This window comes from Flavobacterium luminosum (genome assembly GCF_023635005.1).
Taxonomy (GTDB): Bacteria; Bacteroidota; Bacteroidia; order Flavobacteriales; family Flavobacteriaceae; genus Flavobacterium; species Flavobacterium luminosum.
Genome location: NZ_JAMLJM010000010.1, coordinates 77,759 through 99,216 on the forward strand (window position 1 = coordinate 77,759; position 21,458 = coordinate 99,216).

10 protein-coding genes are annotated in these 21,458 nt (G+C 36.1%); 8 read left to right on the forward strand and 2 right to left on the reverse strand.

Annotation, left to right across the window (positions count from 1 at the left end; all coding sequences use genetic code 11):
- The first annotated feature begins 127 nt into the window (after positions 1 to 127).
- From NAT50_RS11405 to NAT50_RS11415, 3 genes are all read left to right on the forward strand, one after another.
- Entirely contained in the window at positions 128 to 976 is an 849-nt protein-coding gene (locus tag NAT50_RS11405; protein ID WP_250593353.1) for a class I SAM-dependent methyltransferase, read from the forward strand.
- Between the two features lie 255 nt (positions 977 to 1,231).
- Entirely contained in the window at positions 1,232 to 1,810 is a 579-nt protein-coding gene (locus NAT50_RS11410; RefSeq protein ID WP_250593354.1) for an OmpH family outer membrane protein, read from the forward strand.
- A 129-nt stretch (positions 1,811 to 1,939) separates the two neighbouring features.
- Positions 1,940 to 4,207, forward strand: a complete 2,268-nt coding sequence (locus tag NAT50_RS11415) for a helix-turn-helix domain-containing protein (RefSeq protein ID WP_250593355.1) — start codon at positions 1,940 to 1,942, stop codon at positions 4,205 to 4,207.
- A 13-nt stretch (positions 4,208 to 4,220) separates the two neighbouring features.
- Here NAT50_RS11415 and NAT50_RS11420 read toward each other — a convergent pair whose 3' ends face one another.
- On the reverse strand, positions 4,221 to 4,604 hold the full coding sequence (locus NAT50_RS11420) for a DoxX family protein (RefSeq protein WP_250593356.1): 384 nt from the start codon (positions 4,602 to 4,604) through the stop codon (positions 4,221 to 4,223).
- A 4-nt stretch (positions 4,605 to 4,608) separates the two neighbouring features.
- The gene (locus NAT50_RS11425) at positions 4,609 to 5,757 is read right to left on the reverse strand and encodes a DNA polymerase III subunit (RefSeq protein WP_250593357.1); all 1,149 of its coding nucleotides are present in this window, start codon (positions 5,755 to 5,757) and stop codon (positions 4,609 to 4,611) included.
- Positions 5,758 to 6,150: 393 nt separating this feature from the next.
- Here NAT50_RS11425 and NAT50_RS11430 point away from each other — a divergent pair, with 393 nt between their 5' ends.
- The 5 genes from NAT50_RS11430 to NAT50_RS11450 all read left to right on the forward strand — a co-directional run.
- Positions 6,151 to 6,588 (forward strand): hypothetical protein, encoded by a 438-nt coding sequence (locus tag NAT50_RS11430; protein ID WP_250593358.1) that lies wholly within the window; start codon positions 6,151 to 6,153, stop codon positions 6,586 to 6,588.
- A gap of 47 nt (positions 6,589 to 6,635) precedes the next feature.
- A complete protein-coding gene (locus NAT50_RS11435) occupies positions 6,636 to 7,916 on the forward strand; it encodes a hypothetical protein (RefSeq protein WP_250593359.1) in 1,281 nt (426 codons plus the stop codon).
- A 123-nt stretch (positions 7,917 to 8,039) separates the two neighbouring features.
- A complete protein-coding gene (locus tag NAT50_RS11440) occupies positions 8,040 to 9,479 on the forward strand; it encodes a T9SS type B sorting domain-containing protein (protein ID WP_250593360.1) in 1,440 nt (479 codons plus the stop codon).
- A gap of 1 nt (position 9,480) precedes the next feature.
- Positions 9,481 to 12,894 carry a PorP/SprF family type IX secretion system membrane protein gene (locus NAT50_RS11445; protein WP_250593361.1) on the forward strand — a complete coding sequence of 1,138 codons (3,414 nt, stop codon included), beginning with the start codon at positions 9,481 to 9,483 and terminating at the stop codon, positions 12,892 to 12,894.
- 101 nt (positions 12,895 to 12,995) lie between these two features.
- Positions 12,996 to 21,458, forward strand: an 8,463-nt coding sequence (locus NAT50_RS11450; RefSeq protein ID WP_408610669.1) for a beta strand repeat-containing protein, incomplete at its 3' end; no start/stop codon positions are given.

A 21,458-nucleotide genomic window follows, 5' to 3' on the forward strand; every position in this document is an offset into this window, starting at 1 on the left:
TTTCGCTCTAGTTTTTTTGATGGTGAATCTTTTTTTAAAAGCTATGCTTAAAAGAAACAAAAAATAGAAAATGAAGATTTTTGCTTATTCTCAAATAAGATATTTTTTAACAACTTTAAATTACAAAATGAACTTTTCAAATCATAAGGTATATATAAAAGTCGAAGATCATTCGGTTTCTGGAGAACATTTCGAATTATTGTTAGATGATGATTTGCAATTATTAAAAACACATCCTCAACCAGCATTAGAAAATTTAGGTAAGTATTACGAAAGTGAAGATTATATTTCTCATACCGATGCGAAACGTTCTTTGTTTGAAAAAATTTATCATTGGGTAAAAATTTATTCTTTGAATAAAAAAGTAGCCTTGCTTAATAGTCTTCACCCTGAAAAAGGTACTGTTTTAGATATTGGTGCTGGAACTGGTGACTTTTTGGTTACCGCCAAAGCGAATGGTTGGCAAATTACAGGTATAGAACCTAACGAAAATGCTAAAAATCTAGCTATTTCTAAGGGTGTTAGCTTTAAAAATGATACTAAATCTATTGAAAACCAGCAATTTGATATCATTACCATGTGGCATGTTTTGGAACATGTACCGGATCTTACCTATCAAATTCAGGAATTAAAGCGTTTATTGAAGCCGAATGGGACTATCATTATAGCTGTTCCAAATTACAAATCGTATGATGCAAATTATTATGGTCCTTTTTGGGCTGCTTATGATGTGCCTCGTCATCTTTGGCATTTTTCCAAAACCGCTATCGAAAAATTGGTTTCACGTGAAAACATGAAATTGGTAAAAACACTGCCAATGTATTTTGATAGTTTTTATGTATCCTTGCTATCTGAAAAATACAAAACCGGTAAAATGAATTTTCTCAAAGCTTTTTGGGTTGGTTTTCGCTCCAATTGGAAAGCAATCTCAAATTTTGAATATTCATCTCACGTTTACATAGTAAAAAACGAGTAAAAACGATTTAATACGGTTTATTTAAAAGATCTAGCTGTAGGTAAGTAAAACGGATGTCTTTTTTTAAAAAGTGTCTTAAATCGAATTTATTTAAGTGGTTTTTAATAGTGAAATTCGATATAACTAAGAAAAGTATAAGGATTATCTATAATGAAAATTAAGGACGTTTTTTGGAATAAAATCCAACTTTTAGATCTCTTTCCAAAAAAATGTTATTTTTACCAAAATTTAAAAAATTAACAACGAAAAATAGAAATGAAAAAAATTGTAATGTTTGCAGCGATGGCAATTTCTCTAATTGCTTGTAACAAGACTCCTGAAGTAAAAGAATTCAAAACAGCATATATCGACACGCAAAAGTTGATGGAAGATTATGAAGAGGCTAAAGTTTTAAGTGAAAAATTTAAAACTAAAGGGGAAGTAAAAGGTCGTGAATTAGAAGTGGAAGCTAGAAAGCTAAAAGCTGAAGAATCGAACTTCAAACAAAATGCTATGGCTAAAGGGCAAGCTTGGGCACAACAAAAATATGCTGAATTACAACAAAGAGCACAACAATTGGCTTATGCTGAACAAGCAATCGCGCAACAATTGCAAATGGAAGGTGGCGTAGAAAGAGATTCAGTAGTAATGAAAGTACGTGATTTCATTAAAGCTTACGGAAAAGAAAAAGGATACGATTACATTTATGGTACAGGCGATGCAGCTACCGTTTTATATGCTAAAGATACTTATGATATCACTAAAGATGTTGTGAAAGCTTTAAACGAAAAATATGCTGCAAAAAACAAGCCTGCTGAGAAAAAAGAAGAAACAAAAACTGCAGAAAAGAAATAATCATTTTCAGCATAATTTAAAAGCCTTCAAATCATTTGAAGGCTTTTTTTATGCATGTAAACCAAATTTTCACGTTCCCTCCTATTTATTAGCTAAATTTCAATAAATTAGTACTTTAATTTACGCCACATGCAAACAATATCTGAAGAAGCCAAGTACACTTTACAATTTATCAACCAAACCCAACGTAATATCTTCCTCACCGGTAGAGCCGGTACAGGTAAAACTACCTTATTACGTGAAATCATTAAAACGACACACAAAAATGTAGTCGTTGTTGCTCCCACTGGTATAGCTGCCTTAAATGCTGGAGGAGTTACTATTCATTCGCTTTTTCAATTACCTTTCGCAGGTTTTATTCCAGAGGAAGTTGCTCCACAATTTTCTGAATTTTCCCAGTTTGAGACTCGAAAAACTTTGGCTAGACATTTCAAAATGAGTAGCTTAAAAAAGGCAGTAATTCGCAACATGGAATTGCTTATTATTGATGAAGTTAGCATGCTACGCGCTGACTTACTGGATGCCATGAATTTTATGCTTCAAACGGTGCGAAAAAATCGATCACCTTTTGGTGGTATTCAAGTTCTTTTTATAGGCGATTTATTGCAATTACCACCGGTTATTCGTGATGATGAATGGAAAACCTTACGAAACTATTATCACGGGAAGTATTTCTTTCATTCCCATGTTTTTCAAAATAATCCCCCACTCTATATTGAATTAACAAAGATTTTCCGTCAAAAAGATGATGTTTTCATTGCACTTTTAAATAATTTACGACACAATTATGTTTCACAAGAAGATGTTGATTTATTGAATCGCTATGTAATTTCACCTTCGGATTTACAAAAACATACAGGATACATAACCTTGTCGACTCATAATGCCAAAGCAGAGGCTATAAATACTAAGGCTTTGGCCGATTTGGAGGGTACATTACATACTTACCTACCCGATGTTATTGACGATTTTCCCAAAAAAATTTATCCTGTTGAAGAGCAACTCCAATTAAAAGTTGGAGCACAAATTATGTTCATAAAGAACGATTTGAATCCTGAAAAGCGTTTCTTTAATGGAAAAATGGGCGTAATCAAATCACTCTCGGAGGAAGAAATTTTGGTTCAGTTTCCAGAGGAAGACAAGGCTATTGTAGTGGAAAAGTATGAATGGCAGAACATTCGGTATTTTGTTAATCCTGATACTAAAGAAATTGAGGAAGAAGTCATGGGGACCTTTGTTCATTATCCAATAAAATTGGCTTGGGCCATCACGGTGCATAAGAGTCAGGGATTAACTTTTGATAAAGCAGCGCTTGATGTATCGCAGGTTTTTTTGCCTGGACAAGCTTATGTGGCTTTATCTCGTTTACGTTCCTTAGACGGGCTTATTTTGCTTTCTAAATTACAAATGAATGGCATTTCTAATGACGAAGACGTTATGCTTTATGCAGAAAACAAAGTCAACGAAGAAATATTGGGCGAAATACTTCATCAGGAAACGAAAAAATTTCTCTTGGATTTTTTAAAAAATTCTTTCGATTGGAATCAATTATTGCAAGAATGGCGCAATCATTTACAGAATTACGACCAGAAATCTGAAAAATCTTCACATTACTTTTGGGTTAAGAAACAAGTCGATGCATTGATTGATATAGTTGAACCTGCTCGAAAATTCAAAATACAATTAGACCAGCTTTTTTCACGTGAAACGATCGATTATCAATTCATTGAACAAAGAATCAATGCTGCTTATGATTATTTCTTTAAGGTTTTAGATGATATGGTGTATAAAGTTTTATGGAAATTGGAAGAAGTAAAACGTGCCCAAAAAGCCAAGACTCTTTTCGACGAATTAACATTTTTGGAAGAGATTCAGGTAAAATCGGTTTTGCGTTTAATGAAAGCGAAATTGATGATAAAAACTATTGTTTCAGGTGAGGTTATTTCTAAAGAAAACTTGTTTTCAGAAGAAACGAAGCTGTACAAATCGAAGAAAATAACAACGGTTCAAAATACTTTCAAAGAACAGCATTTCAGTATTTTAGAAGATGAAATAGCGGACAATCGATATAAGTCAAAATCAAAAACTCAAAAAAAGCCCAAGAAAAATACCGTTCAAGAAACTTTTGAATTGTGGCAAGCTCAAAACAGCATCAAAGAAATTGCTGTGTTGCGTAAACTTACCACTCAAACTATTTCCGGTCATATTGCCAAGTTAATTGAAATGCAAGCGATTAAGCTACACGAAGTCCTGCCTGAAGACAAAATTCAGGAATTATCCGAGGCTTTCAAAGGATATCAAGAAGAGTCTCTCACCCCGCTGAAAGAAAAATACGGAGATCAGTTTACTTGGGATGAATTAAGAATGTTTAAAGCTAGTGTAGCACCAAACAATTAATTCTTTTGGATTTTTATTGGAATAAAAATACACCAAAAACCGCTGTAATAAAATAAATAGCAATGGTTCTTGCACCATCGTAATCTTTCGCTACGCGTTGACCTAACAATAACATTAATAAGGTGATACAAGATAAAACAGCTCCGTATTTTCCAAAAGTAGTTCCACCATTTACAAAAATCTCAACGATTCCTACGGTACACAATAAACCGGCGATCAATTCTAAAACTAATAAAGTGCGTAAGGCCAAAGCAACTTTTCCGTCAAAGAAAGTTCCTGCAAAATGGCCTTTCAACCAATTTAAATTACCTTGAAAATCAGTGAATTTATCATAACCTGATTGTAAAAAGGTTATTGCTAAAAAAAAGAGTACTAGTAATCCGGCTAAGTTGTGCATAATTTTATTTTTTATGGATTAAACGTGTTAATTTGATTGATAGATCGGTTAAAATAATTTTAGCATTGCCATTGCGTTCAATATGATAAATCGCATCAGACAATTCTTTGTAAATATCTGTAATATTGTTGCCATTTACAAAAGGAGCAAATTTGTGTAAATTAAAATCCCCTACACTACTTTCAAAATAGACTAATTTATCTGTTTCATAGTTAAGTAACAACGCCTGACGAAACATTTCGATACAAAAATGCAAAAATTTCTTTTGTGTTTCTCTCCCTAATCCCGCAATCTGTTCACTCCAAGAAATTAAATCCTGGATGGCGGCTGCGTTTCCTTTAGCTCTAAAAGCAGCTCGAACCCATTTAATGAACCATTCTTCAAAGGGTTGATCGTCATTTTTATCATGACATAAGTTCAAGGCTCTATTGTAATTTCCTAGCGCTTTGTGAGCAATTAGTTTTGCTTTTTTAGGCTCAATATTTTGGTATTCAATTAAATGATGGGTAATTGCTTCTTCACTTAAAGCAGAAAAATGCAAAACTTGACATCGAGAGCGTATGGTTTGAAGTATGTCTTCTTCGTTCTCCGAAATCAAAATAAAAAGAGTTTTTTCGGTAGGCTCCTCTAAAATCTTCAAAATTTTATTCGAGGCTGCGATATTCAATTTATCAGCCATCCAGATAATCATGATTTTGTAGCCACCTTCATAAGATTTTAAGGAAAGTGCCTTCAAAATTTCTTGAGCATCCTCTACCCTAATCTCTCCTTGTTTATTTTGTACATTTAAGAATGAATACCAATCAAATAAACTTCCATAAGGCTTTTCTTTTAAAAATTGCCTCCAAAGATTCAAGAAATCAATGCTTTTAGGCTTCGATTTTACTTCTTCAGTGGTGACGGTCGGATAAATAAAATGTAGATCGGGATGCTGAAAATGCTCAAATTTAAGGTTGCAAGCGGTATTACCACCTTCATTTTCGGCACCAATATTATTGCATAACACATACTGCGCATAGGCAATAGCAATGGGTAATACACCACTACCCTCAGGCCCTACAAATAATTGTGCATGAGGAATCCTTCCTGACGAGGCACTTTTTAGTAAATGATTTTTTAGATGGTCGTGGCCAACAATGTTTTTAAAAAGCATGATGCAAATATAAACGAACAAAATGAAATACTGTATTGCTCTTTTTTGCGTTTGTATAACTAAAAAAAAAGATAGTTTTCAACTAAATTTTGTTAATAAGTCTTTGCGGTTTAAAATATTTTAATATTTTTGCTTAGTTGTAAATTTAATAAATCCTTTATTTACAAGGGTTTTTAGAGTAATTTTCAGAAAAAAACATAAAGCTTGTAAATTTTGGCACGCTTTTAGTAATCATTTAACAAAAAAATAAATGCATTGATTTTTTGTTAAAGTTTTTAAAATAAAATGACAAGTTCAAATAAAAATTCATAAAAGTGAGGCAAAAAACTTGTCAATTGAATTTAAAAACATATTTTTGAATAATTAGAGTTAAACTAAAATTTTGAATCAACCATGAAAAAAATTATCTTCTTAGGCCTATTTATGCTTTTTGCTGTAGGTAATGTTAATGCTCAGGCTAAGGGAAAACCTAAAAGTATTATCAGTACAAATGCTGGTATCAGAAAGTTTCATGAAAAAAGTGAACTTGAAAGCATGCAAAAAGGTCAACTACTTGAACTATATATCGAACGTATTAATTCTCTTGTGAATACTTTGCCGTATATCGCGCTAACACATAAACCTGGTGTTACTATGCAAGACGTGGGTATTCCAGATAACTCAGAGAATATCAAAGCATTAGATGCTCAACAAGAAAACACTAGAACTTTTTTAACTGCAACAGTAGATTTCCAAAGAATCATGACACCCTACGCTGATAAAGGAAATTTAGTGTCGTCAATACTCTATTATGAGTCGATGTTAAAAGAATTAAATAGTTTTAATGAATAATTAAAATATTTTTTATAACTTTAGAAAAATTTCTAAATCCAATCCCCATGAAAAATTTACGCAACTTCAAATGGATTGCTTTGTTTGTAGCTTTCGCAGCTAATGCTCAGCAAGAAAAAGGTATAATCGGTACTAGTAACTGGTTAAACAATTGGACGGAATTCAACCCTAAAAAAGTTGAATATAACGAGACGAATTCAATTTTGTATGGAAAAATTTCAACCAATACTACATTATACAAAAAAAATGTGTATTTGTTGCAAGGTCCAGTTTATGTAACTAGCGGAACAACTCTAACCATTGAAGCAGGTACTGTTATTAAGGGGGATGTAGCTACCAATGGTGCTTTAATTATTGCCAAAGGTGCGAAAATTATCGCGGAAGGAACTGAAACTGATCCAATCGTTTTTACATCTAACAGTTCACAAAAAAAACCAGGAGACTGGGGTGGTTTAGTGATTTTAGGAGATGCCCCAATTAACAAATTTGGAGGAACTGCTTCGTTAAATTATGAAGGTGATCCTTCTCAAACTATCTACGGTGGAACAAACCCAACAGCAAGTTCTGGAGTAATCAGATTCTTAAGAGTGGAATTTGCAGGTAAAAAAATCAAAGGATACAAAGATTACAATGCAGTTTCAATCGCTGCTGTTGGAAACAAAACAATTATCGAAAATGTAATGTCAAGTTTCTCTGCTGGCAATGCTTTTGAAGTTTTAGGTGGAGATGTTACTTTGAAAAACTTAGTAACGTTACGTTCTACTGGAGATGATTTCAGATTTACACAAGGTGCTCAAGCTAAATTAGATAATTCATTAGCAGTGAGACACTCTTTTTCTTCAGGAGCAACAAGAGCAAGAGCTATCAATGTTACTTCTTATGAGAAGAAAGACGAAACAGATTTTACAAAAGCTTTGACCAATGTTGTAGCTACTCACTGTACATTAGTAAATTCTACTGATGATCTTAACAGAGATTTAGCTAGCGGCTTAGTAAAAGAATCAGTTTTCGTAGCAGAAAATACAGGATTAACTTTAAAGAAAAGCGTTATCTCAGGTTTTAGTCCTGCAGTGGTTTTAGATGATGAAATCAAACCGGAAGCTGGAGGATTGAAAAAAGTTAAATTAGAAGAATTATATTTCAACAATTGTAAAGGAAATATTTTCTTAGAAAACACTACAAACAATGAGGACTTAGAAGATTATTACGGAAATCCTCAGTTTGCTAACCTTTATGAAGCTACTCCAAATACTGAAATGTTTATCGCTTGGGATGCGAAAACACCTGATTTCAGAGTGAAAATTGGTAAAATTACCGCTTCAAAATAATCACAACATATTAATTTCAGGATAATCCATTAAAAGGTAAAACTTTTAATGGATTTTCTGAATTACTATACAATATTAATTGCTTTTTTTCGTTTAAGAATTTTGTGTTAAGTAAAAGTTAATATGAAAAGAACTCTACCATTTAAAATCAAAATCGTTTTTGTTTTGATTCTTACCTTCTTTTCTCAAAGTGGGTTACACGCTCAGATTAGTGCGCCGACTTTTGCTTTTACTAAAATTTGTGCAAGCCCTGGCTTTAATACCTATACCGTTAATTTTAGTTTCACAGGTAGTAATACCTACACCTTGGAAATGTCCGACCCAAACGGATCATTTAGTTCTTTAACAGGGATTACTATATTATCTTCACAAACAACTACTAGTCCGGGAAGTTTTACATTCAAAGTTCCCACTTCAACGGCTGGTCAAAATTATAAACTAAGAGTTAGAGGAAGTTCTCCAAGTGTTATTGGTTCAAGTTCTTCTGCATTTCCTGCTTATTATCAGGCTTTTGATCAACCTTTCTATTTAAATAATAAGGCTTCAAACATAGGTATTTGTGGTTCTGGAACTGTTACTTTATCTGTAGACGCAACAGCTCCATCTCCAGTAAGTATTCCTAATTTGAAATACAAATGGTTTAAAGACGGGGTGGTTATTTCTGGTCAAACAGGATCTTCTCTTATAGTGAGTAGTACAGGACAGTATCAGGCATTTTTAGATTATGGTTCTTGTTCTACTTTTGATGAAGGCCAAGTAGAAAAATCACAAAAAGTAACCGTTAGTGTTATTTCATCAAGTACTACGTTTAATTTAAGTTCTAGTATTGATCCTCCCAATGATGTATGCCCATCCAATCCAACGGTATTAAGTACTTCTCCAGGATATAGTTATAAGTGGTATAGAAATGATGTAGAAATTGCAGGAGCAACTGCTAATACGTATACTACTGCTGTAACTGGAAACTATAAGGTTTTGGTTAATGCTGGTTCGTGTGTGTCACCAATCTATACCAATACAATTCAAGTAAATGGGTTTGATTTTAATCTTACTTTTCCAGCATCACAATCACCGAGTATTAACAAAATACAACAAGGCGAAACTTTTGCAGTAACGGTTACTACAACAGCGACTAATCCAACTTTTGAGTGGTATGCTCCAAGTTCTACGACTCCTGTAAGTACTTCCGATACTTTCAGTACCGACACTCCAATCGATGGCAATTACAAACTAGTGGTAAAACAAACTTCAGGTTGTGTTTTTTCTAAAGAAATTTTATTCAGAGTGGGATTCGGAATTAATCCTACCCAAATACCAAATACAATAAGCCCTAATGGCGATACTGTAAATGATTTATGGGAAATTCCTAATGAATATTTAACAACAGAATACGAAGTATTAATTGTAGATACCTTCGGAAAAGAAATACTAAAAACAACAAATTATCAGAATAATTGGCCCCAGAACACCATAGAATTTAAATCAGTAAATCCAATTTTTTACTATGTTATTTCTAAAGGTGGAAGCCCTGTTAAAAAAGGAACGATTACCGTTATAAAATAGCATGAGAAAAAAATTATTAAGTACTTTATTGTTTTTTAATTTGTTTGGCGTTTTACATGCACAGACTACAGATGGTGTGGTTTCTTTTGATCTACCAATAAAAAATTCTCTGAAATTCAATAAATTCTTAATTAACCCAACTTTCAGTTTCGTACGTGAAGACGAATCTTTTATTTCTTTCACCAATAAAAGACAATGGATGGGGTTTGAAGATGCACCTACAACCTACTTTTTTAGCTATTCTGGTAAATTTAGAGACCAAAATGGAATAGGTTTTGGAGTGTTTCAAAGAAACATTGGAGTTTTAACTACCTTTGGAGCGGTGGGGAATTTTACTCGAAATGTCGAAATCAACAGAGATAGCAATTTTTCTTTTGGTTTAAATTTAGCGTATGTGAATAGCGGTTTAAACGAGGGTAAAATTATTACCAATGAATCAGACCCTTCTCTTCAGAATATTGCAAAAAATTCATTACTTACCATAAATCCCGGTATTAACTACAGCACCGGTATGATCGATTTAGGATTAACTGCGAATAATATCTTCTATTACAATTTTAATAGTTCTGAAATGGTGAGCGATGATCCTATGAAAAGTATCGCTGCCCATTTGATGTACACTGGTTATATCTACGATAGAGGTTTCTTTGAAAATGCTAAATTCTCGACAATTTTAAGAGGAGAAATGGCAAAAGAAAAAACTATTTTGTCTGGTTCCGTTTTATTAAATGCACCAAAAGGTATTTGGGCACAAGCTGGATACAATTCTGTATACGGAGCTTCTGGAGGTTTAGGTATTATCTTGGCTAAAAAAATATCTATAGGCTATACTGTAGAGAAAGGGTTTGGTAATTTTTCCAATTTTGGTCTTACTCATGAAGTTACTTTAGCTTACAAAATAAAAGGTTATGGCGATTACGAAGATGCTAAGCCGATAGTTAGAGCGACAAATAAAACAAATCCATATAGTAAGCCGGCACCAGTTAAGAAAAAATCAGCTGCTGAACTTCAAAAAGAGCGTGAAGCTTTGTTGGCTTCTAGACAAAAAGAAGAAAGAGATCGTTTAGAAAGAGAACGTCTGCTAAGAGAAAAGGCAATGGCGGAAGCTAAAGCAAAAGCAGAAGAAGCAGCACGTTTGAGAGCGGAGAGAGAAAAAGCAATGGCTGAAGCTCGTGCTAAGGCGGAAGCAGAAGCTCGTGCTAAAGCAGAAGCTGATAAGAATAAAGCACTTTCAGAAGCCGATCGTTTGAGATTAGAGAAAGCTGCTGCTGAAAGAGCAAGACTTGAAGCTGAAGCTAGAGCCAAAGCAGAAGCGGCACGTAAAATACAAGAAGCAAAACAAGCCGAACAGGATCGATTAAAAGCTAAAGTTGAAGCAGATAATAAAGCGAAAGCGGAAGAGTCAGCTAGAATAAAAGCTGAAGAAGCCGCTCGTATAAAAGCAGAGCAAGAACAAGCGCAGGCTGCTGCGAAAGCTAAATCGGAAGCTGAAGTTCGTGCTAAAGCAGAAGAGGCAGCACGCTTGAAAGCAGAATCAGAAGCTAAGGCTAAAGAAGAAGCCGATCGTAAAGCGAGAGAAGCTGCGGAGGCGAAAGCGAAAGCAGATGATGCAGCAAGAATAAAAGCGGAAGAGGCTTCACGTATAAAAGCAGAGCAAGAACAAGCACAGGCAGCTGCGAAAGCCAAAGCGGAAGCTGAAGTTCGTGCTAAAGCAGAGGAAGCGGCACGTTTGAAAGCAGAATCAGAAGCTAAGGCTAAAGAAGAAGCCGATCGTAAAGCGAGAGAAGCTGCGGAGGCGAAAGCGAAAGCAGATGAGACAGCTAGAATAAAAGCGGAAGAAGCAGCACGTATAAAAGCAGAGCAAGAACAAGCACAGGCAGCAGCGAAAGCCAAAGCGGATGCTGAAGTTCGTGCTAAAGCAGAGGAAGCGGCACGTTTGAAAGCAGAATCAGAGGCTAAGGCTAAAGAAGAAGCCGATCGTAAAGCAAGAGAAGCTGCAGAGGCGAAAGCTAGGGCAGATGAAGCGGCCAGAATAAAAGCGGAAGAAGCAGCACGTATAAAAGCAGAGCAAGAACAAGCACAGGCAGCAGCGAAAGCCAAAGCGGATGCTGAAGCTCGTGCTAAAGCAGAGGAAACGGCACGTTTGAAAGCAGAATCAGAGGCTAAGGCTAAAGAAGAAGCGGATCGTAAAGCGAGAGAAGCTGCGGAGGCGAAAGCGAAAGCAGATGAGGCAGCCAGAATAAAAGCGGAAGAAGCAGCACGTATAAAAGCAGAGCAAGAACAAGCACAGGCAGCAGCGAAAGCCAAAGCGGAAGCGGAAGTTCGTGCTAAAGCAGAAGAAGCGGCACGCTTGAAAGCAGAATCAGAAGCTAAGGCTAAAGAAGAAGCCGATCGTAAAGCGAGAGAAGCTGCAGAAGCAAAAGCCAAAGAAGAAGAAGCCGCTCGTAAAAAAGCAGAAGCAGAAGCTCGTGAAAAGGCTCGTGAGGAAGAAAGATTAAGAAAAGAAGCTGCGGAAAGAGCTAAATTGGAAGCCAATAAAACAGCGGAAGATAAAGAGATAGAGAATTTGACTCAGGTTATAGATGATTCTAAGAAAATCCAAAATCAAAACGTTGATAAATTCAAAGCTTTGGTTGATGCAAAACAAAGAGAGTTATTAGAATTACGAAAAGAGAATGATTTAACGGAACAAGGTGTTGTTATTCAAACAAAAGAAGTAGAATTCCAGAGTGCTTCTGCAGCTAATAGAGCTATAGAGAATTTAAAATCTGAAATTTCTCAAAGTACTCAGGAACAAGCAAGATTTATTCAAGAATTTGAAGCTTTGGCCATAGCACGTCTAAGAACTGTTCCAAGCAAGAATGATTTAATTAATAAAAGTTATGCAGAAGCTTTATTAAAATTAAAAACAGAAAAAGCTACAACAGACAAACAAAATCAAGAGTTAATTGCCAAATTAGATCAGATTAAAGCTGAAATAGAGGTAGAGAAAAAACGTAGAATTAAACGTGCTCAGTTTGATAGTACTCAAGACAAATACTTAAAAGACAGAGCTACTTTAAAACAAATAAAAGAAACCACCTCGCCTACAGGACAACAGTTTAAACCGACTGATTTTGATTATGGTGATGAGGATCAGGCGAATATGCAGATTGTGAAAAATGTGGAAAACATTCAACCTGGTTTCTATCTGGTTTTAGCAGTTCATAAAGATCCTGCTAAACGTGATGAGTTCTTGAAAAAAGTAATACAAGCGGGTCAAACTAATATAGATTTCTTCTATAATGTAGCCACAAGTTCGTATTACATATATTACCAAAAATTTGAAGAAATTGATGAGGCTACTTCAGCAATGAACGAAAAAGGAAGTAAGCCATATAACGGAAAAATGGTAGTGGTAAAAGTTGAAAAATAATAAAATTAATCCCAGCATTTATGTAAAACTTCGGTTTGAGTTTTACATAAATGTTTTGCATATCATACAATGAAATAACTTTAGTAAATAAAGATTGCCCTATGAAGTTAAAATTCTACTCACTGTTAGTTGTGCTGTTTTTGATAAACAGTGTAACTTATGCTCAAAATCTGAAGCCTTTTACCCCTCGATTTGATCAGGATTTAAAGGGTGATATTTTGTTGATTGGTAACAATACTCTTAGCAGAAAAACTAATAGTACATCTACTAATGTTCCTTACAACGGGAATAGTCAGAATGGCGGTATTAATATGCAGTTTATCGATATCGATGTGGATGCAACAACATTTAACTCGAGTAGTGCCGATCTGGTCATACCTTCAGCTAGTTCTAGTTGTTATCGTATTAAATATGCGGGATTGTATTGGGCAGGAATCTTACAAAGTAATACTAGAACAGGTATCAATAATGTTAAATTAAAATTACCAGGTTCCTCTACCTACACGAATATTACAGGAACAATTATTCATGATGATCCTAATAATCCAATAGGTGACGATGATAATAAAGTCTATGCTTGTTATTATGATATAACCTCTCTTGTTACTGGTTTAGCGAATCCTCAAGGGACTTATACAGTAGCTGATGTTGTATCTAGTACCGGATACAATGGAGGTACAGGATTAAGTGCTGGATGGTCCATTTTTGTGGTTTATGAAGACCCTAATTTACCAGCTAAATCTATTGTATCGTTTGATGGTTTTAGTGGTATTGGAGGAGCCACTACGTTGAATATTCCAATTTCTGGTTTTAGAACAATTCCATCGGGTCCGGTTAGGGCAAAATTTGCTTTTTCTTGTTTGGAGGGAGATTACAGCATTACAGGTGATTATTTGGAAATTAATGGCACGAAAATAGCAACTTCCTACACCAATCGTCCGAGAACCACAAATAACTTTTTTAATAGTACAATCAACGATATTAATGGTATTATTGCTGCCAGAAGTCCTAATAGTGAGAACACACTCGGTTACGATGCGGGAATAATATCCAATTTTAATAATTCGAATGCGGTTTTAGGAAACAATGCTACTTCTGCTAATATTAAATTGGGTTCTGGAGGAGATGTCTTTTTCTATTTCTTTAATGCTTTTGCAGTAGATATTATAGAACCACAAATTGTATTGACTAAAACTATAGAGGACAATGCGGGTAATCCTATTGCTGATGGTTCAGCGGTAAATTTAGGGCAAAGTTTAACGTATGTAATAGGGTTTCAAAATATTGGAAATGATGATGCTACGAATGTAACCATTAGAGATGTTTTACCGGTTAATGTAATTTACAATCATCCAACGGATCTTGTATTACCTACAGGAGTTACGGTGGCTTCTTATAATGCAGCAACAAGAGAAATTATTCTAAACGTAGATCCTTCATTAGTAAATGTTGGTGATCCAAGATATACGATAAGGATAAAAGTAAGGGTAGTAGCGAATTGTTATGAATTAATTGATGCTTGTGAAAATAGAATTATAAATCAAGCTTTTGCTTCATATCAAGGAGTAATTAATACTACACCAATTACAGATGACCCGAGTTTATCGACTTTTTCTGCTTGTAACTTAGGGACTCCATCACCTACTAACTTTATTGGAAATATCGATGATTGTGTTTTTTCTCAAAACGTAATCATGTGTGGTACAACAGTTCAATTAACCGCACCTAACGGTTACAGCACGTATACTTGGTCTGGTCCATCAGGAGCGACTATAACAGCAGTTTCTGGAACAAATAATCAATCAGTAGTTGTTAATCAAGCGGGGACATATACCGTTTTAGCTAACGCACCAGATCCTTGTATCGATATACCGGTAACATTTAATGTGGTGACTTTTGGAGTGGGGGTAACCAATCCAGTTATTCCTTATGCAGATGAAGTGGTGACCTGTCCAAACGATGGAAAACCATTACCGTATATTTATTTGTGTGGTGTAAATGATTCACAAACTATTCTTACTAATATTGCCGATGCTACTTCTATCGTTTGGCAAAAATTAGACGAGACAAGTTGTGCCGCAGCTAACCCAGTAACTTGTGCCAATGAAACAGCTTCTTGTGTCTGGAATCAGATTGGAACTGGTTCTTCTTTTACTGTTGCTGCTGAAGGACAATATAGAATTGTAATTAATTATCCTGGCGGATGTTCTAGTATTTTTTACTTCAATGTGTTTAAAAATTTATTAGATCCACAAGTGGTAGCCACAGATATCATCTGTAATACACCGGGTTGTATCACTATTAATAACGTACCTTCATCTGGTTATGAATTCAGTTTATCAACACCTACAGGAGCGCCAACCAATGTATGGCAATCTAGTAATGTGTTCTGTAACATAACAACAGCGGGTAGTTATACAGTATTGATCAGACAAACTGGTTTTACAAACGGATGTATAGTTTCGGTTCCTGATATTTCAGTAAGAGCTAGAAATTTCACCGTTACTTCTAATGTAACAGACCCTTTATGTTTTGGAGACAAAGGAAGTATAAGCTTAGCAATTAATGAGGTTAATGCTCAATATTACTTTTATTTATATAGTGGCAATACTACATCGGGTACTTTAGTATCTAGTGCAGGACCTCAAGCGGCTAACAATTATACCTTTTCAAATTTAACACCTGGGCAAACGTACACATGGTCAGTGAATACTGATAACGGTTGTACACAATCTGGGACATTAACCTTAAGTAATCCAAAACAATTAATTGCAACGTCTTCAGTAACAAAACCTTTGTCTTGTACACCGGGAGAAATTACTGTTAGTGTAATAGGTGGAACAGAGCCTTATGTTTATTACGTGAACACAACACCTCCATCAGGGGCATTTCAAACTACAAACACAATAGAAGTAAATACACCTGGAACCTATACTATTACAGTGGTGGATGCTAATAATTGTCAGACAGTAACGACTCAAGTAGTATCGCAAGTACTTCCACCAGCTTACACCGTTTCGTCGACAAATATTTTATGTAATAATGCCAACAACGGTACAATTACTTTTAATGTGACTAATGCCAATGGTAATGCACTTTTATACAGTATAAACAATGGAACCACTTGGTCTAATTCTAATGTTTTCACAGGATTATCAGCGGGAACATATACAGCTTTAGTCCAATATACTACCGGAACGGCTGTCTGTACTACAACATCAGAAACGATAACGATCTCTAATCCAAATCCTTTAACAATAGCAGCAGTATTAAATCCTGTAATTACTTGTCCTGCACCGGGCGTAATTACGGTAAATGCTTCAGGAGGTACCGGAACATTACAGTATAGTATCGACGGAATCAATTTCCAATCAAGTAATGTTTTTACTGTTTCTGTTGGGGGAACTTATACCATAACCGTTAGAGATGCGAACAATTGTACTGCTACTACTACCGTTACAGCAGTAACCCCTATTGGACCAAGCGATTTGTATTTAAAAGATCAGGTAAAAGTGAGTTGTGACAATGTAACAGGACAACTTAATGTAGATGTGGTTCCAGGTTTTGGAGGACAACCACCACTAACTTTTCAAATAGTAGCACCGATCATAAGTCCAATTCTTAGTAGTGGTAATTTCGCAGGTTTATCACCGGGCGCATACACTTTCCAAGTAACAGACAAAAACGGATGTACTTATCAAGAAGTATTTGTTTTAGAGTCTGTGGCACCTCCAGTGATTACACCAAATTTATTAAACGATGTAAGATGTTTCGGAACGAATACCGGTAATGCATCGTTTACTATTACGGGCTTACCTAATAAAGCAAGCTATTCTTATTCGATTACACCGGCACCGGGAACTTCGGCCAGTGGTACAACTCCTAATGGAGGCTCTACAACGGTTACAATCCCTTTAACCAATTATCCGGCGGGTACTTACACTTTAACACTAGTGTATCAGAGTTGTACCATTACAAGTACAGTAACTATTGGAGGACCTTCTTCTGAGTTAGCAGCAGTATTAAATTCTACACCGGTTACTTGTAGTGCTAACGGAACCATCACCGTGAATGCTTCGGGCGGATGGGGTGGTTATACCTATACTATAAGCCCAGCCGCTGGTACACAATCGGGAAATACGTTCACCAATGTACCTCCGGGTAACTATACTATAACGACAACCGATGCTAATGGATGTCAGGATATAGATACTATTAATTTAACAGCACCGACACAACCAACGTTAGCATTAAATGCCACTTCAGATTTTTGTTATGATACTACTAATGGGGCTAGTATTTACGTTACAGCATCGAATGGTGTAGCACCTTATCAGTTTAGTATTAATGGAGGTGCTTATGTAGCTTCAAATACACCAACTAACGGACACACATTTACTAATTTGACTCCGGGTACGTATACTATTTCGGTGAGAGATGCTTATGGATGTACTAATGCAACAACATTTACGCAAACGATTAATCCTCAATTAACCATTAATGCAGTTTTAACAAAAGACTTTGATTGTACGGCGACACCATCAGCAACGATATCAGTTACCGCTGCAGGAGGTTACCCTGGATATACTTATCAAGTGAGTTATAACGGTGGTGCTTATACAGCAGTTTCTCCTGTCCCAAGCAGTAATCCGTTTGTTTATACGATTCCAACAACAAATCCTGGTACTTACCAATTTCAGGTTACTGATATCAGAGGATGTATAGCATCCTCAGGAGTGGTTACAGTTCCTGCTTTATTAATACCAACAGCAACACTTACGGTTACAAATGTTTCATGTAATGGAGGAACTAACGGAAGTGTGACTATCACCCCATCTTCAGGAACGGCACCTTATCAGATTAGTTTTAACGGAGCGGCATTTAGCTCTTCAACTACATACGGTGGTTTAACGGCTGGGACCTATAATTATATTGTCCGTGATGCAAAACAATGTACATTCAACGGAACCGTTACTGTAACAGAGCCGACAGCCATTTCGCTTTCTGCACTGTTAACCTCACCTTACACATGTACCAGCAGTGGTGTAATTACCGTTACAGCTTCAGGAGGAACGGGTACATTATCTTACAGTATCAACGGTACTACATTCCAAGCTAGTAATGTATTTACCGTATCAAGTGCAGGTACCTATACAATTACTGTGAAAGATGCTAATGGATGTACAGCAACTACTTCTGTTGTAGTGGCTCCATTAACACCACCTACAGATATTTCATTCTCGGCTACTGCGGTGACATGTACTTCAGGTAATACTTCGAATGTTACGCTAACAGTAACGGGTGGAGCTTTACCTTTAACATATCAAATCATAGCACCAACGGCAGGAATTGCACAAACTTCTAATGTATTCAATAATTTGGCTCCAGGAACTTACACTTTCTTGGTTACTGATGCTAAAAACTGTACTTATCAAGAATCGTTCACTATAAACCCATTACCGGCATTAACAGTGAACGCCGTGGTGAACAATAATGTTCAATGTGTGGGCAGTGCAACAGGTTCTATAAGATTCACAGTTTCAGGATATAGTCCAACATATAATTATACGATTACACCAAACGGATTCCCTGGAGATTCAGGAACTAATATTGGAGTAGCTTCAGTTACGGTAAATAATCTACCAGCTAATACGTATACTATTACTATTGTAAATCCATCTACAGGTTGTACAACAAGCACTACGGTTACTATTAGTGCTCCAGCGGTTGCTTTATCGGCAACATTAGACACCAAACCGGTGACCTGTTTAACTAATGGTTCTGTAACGGTTAATGCTACAGGCGGATGGGGAGGTTATACGTATGCTATAAGCCCTGTGGCCGGTACACAATCGGGTAATACCTTTACTAATGTTCCTGCAGGTTCATACAACATTACTATAGTGGATGCGAACGGTTGTTCTATTACAAGACCTTTTACTCTAGCCGCACCGACACAACCAACCATAGCATTAGAGGCTACTTCGGATTTTTGTTATGATACGACTAATGGAGCAAGTTTATACGTTACGGCATCTAATGGTGTAGCACCGTATCAGTTTAGTCTTAATGGAGGAGCTTTCGTTGCTTCAAACACACCAACTAATGGACATACTTTCTCTAACCTTACTCCAGGTACGTATACTATTACGGTGAGAGATGCTTATGGATGTACGAATGCTGTAATATTTACTCAGACTATCAATCCTCAGTTAACACTTAATACAGTTTTAACTAAAGACTTTGATTGTTCTACAACTCCAAATGCTGTAATTTCGGGAACTATCAATGGAGGTTATCCAGGGTATACCTATCAAGTAAGTTATAATGGAGGATCTTACGCTGCTCCTACAACAGTGACAGGTTCTACTTTTACCTATTCTATACCAACTACAAATCCTGGTACTTATCAAATACTAGTTACAGATATTAGAGGTTGTACTGTTCAATCGGGAGTCATAACAATTCCTGCATTACAACCTGTGACAGTTTCAACATCACAAGTTAATGTATTGTGTTTCGGTGATGCTACAGGTTCCGTTACTTTTACTCCAGGTGGAGGAGTTGCTCCTTATCAGATTAATTTTAACGGTACAGGTTTTAGTGCAAATACAACCTATTCTAATTTAGCGGCTGGAACGTATACGTATGTAGTTAGAGACAGTAAATTGTGTACAATTTCAGGATCGGTAACTATAACTCAAAACCCTCAAATTACATACACTTCTAATTTGGTGCCTATTACTTGTGATCCAGTTAGTGGAAATACTACTTTAGGTCAAATATGTGTTCAAGGAGTATCGGGAGGAGTTGCTCCTTATACTTATACGTTGGTAGATCTTTCGAATGGTAATGCGCCTCAAACGTTCACTGCTGCAACAACGGGTATTAACCACTGTTTTACTAATTTAGATTATGGTTTCTATGATTTAATTGTGACTGATGCCAACAGTTGTTCAATTACAACTAGTAATATTGCCATAGCATCACCAGTAAGTGACTTGCAAGTAACAGCTACCGTATTACCGGCAGGAGATTGTTTAACAGGTGCTACAGTAAAGGTAGATGCAATTTCAACTTTTGGTACAGGTGGCCCTTATTATTTCTCATTGTATCCAAATACTACTACACCTCCGGCAGGTGCTGGTTGGATACCAGAGGACACTGTTGGTTCAGGTAGTGCTACTTTCTCTGGTTTATTAACAGGTGTAACGTATTCTTTCATTGTATGGGATAGTGCAAGTAATTGTTATTACTATGCTCAAGCAAACACTGCTACAGCTTCTAATTCGAATATGACTTCCAATATAGATGTTATCAATAATGTAACTTGTAAAGGAAGCGCGGATGCGAATGTAAGTATAGAAGTTAGCAATTATGCAGGAACTTCAGTTTCATGGCAAATTTTCAATTCTTTAACAACAGCACCAATAACTCCAATAACTAATGTTACCGGATTACCAGCAGGTGGACCTTATCCAATTACTAATATTGGCCCAATGGCTCCGGGTTCATACTTTGTTTTACTAACAGAGACGAGTGGACCTAATAACGGTTGTTCGGTTTCTTCTGCAGTATTTAATGTGGTTGAATCTGTTAATCCTTTATCAGTGGTAGCTAGTGCTATTAAAAATGACAACTGTAATACAAATGCTGGAGTTATTACCGCTGTTGCTCAAGGAGGAACGGCACCATATACTTTCAGTATTGATGGTGTTACATATGGTTCTTCAAGTACATTTAACGTTGAATCAGGGACCTATACCATATATGTAAAAGATGCGTATGGTTGTATTGCGAGTACTCCTACTACAATAACAGTTAATCTTGACACAACTCCAAACGCAGATGTATCCTTAATTAATGCTTGTGCTGTTGAAGGGAACTTCTCGGTAAATATTACATTAAATACTGCTGGAATAGCTCCTTATACATTAAGTGTTGATGGAGGTGCATTCCAAACGGTGACTTTCCCTTACATGGTTGCTGGATTATCTTCAGGAAGTCATACTTTTGAAGTTAAAGATGCTAATGGTTGTGGTGAAACTGAAACGATCAATATATTAACTCCAATGGCAGGATCGGTTGCTATAACGGCTTTACCGACATGTGCAAATAATGATGGAAGCATTGTAATAACAGCAACAGGTGGTTCAGGAAATTATGCTTACAGTATTTCTCCGGTTGCTGGAACTATCTCAGGTAATGTGATCTCTGGTTTACCGGCAGGGAACTACACGGTAACGATTACAGATACAACAACTAATTGTACGTTTAATGTACCAGTTACCTTAGGAGCACCAACTCCGGTAACTTTTACGGCTAGCTCAACCCTAGTGAGTTGTTTTGGAGGCAGTGACGGAACGATCACTGTTACTTTGGATCCTACAAACGATAATCCAGTATATACTTATGAGATTATCGCCGGTCCAATTATTTTCTCTGCTCAAACATCAAATATATTTACTGGCTTACCGACGGGTACTTACACAGTACAGGTGAACTCAGGTAGAGGATGTTTTGCGACTTTAAATGTTCCGGTAAATCAGCCGACAGATTTAGTG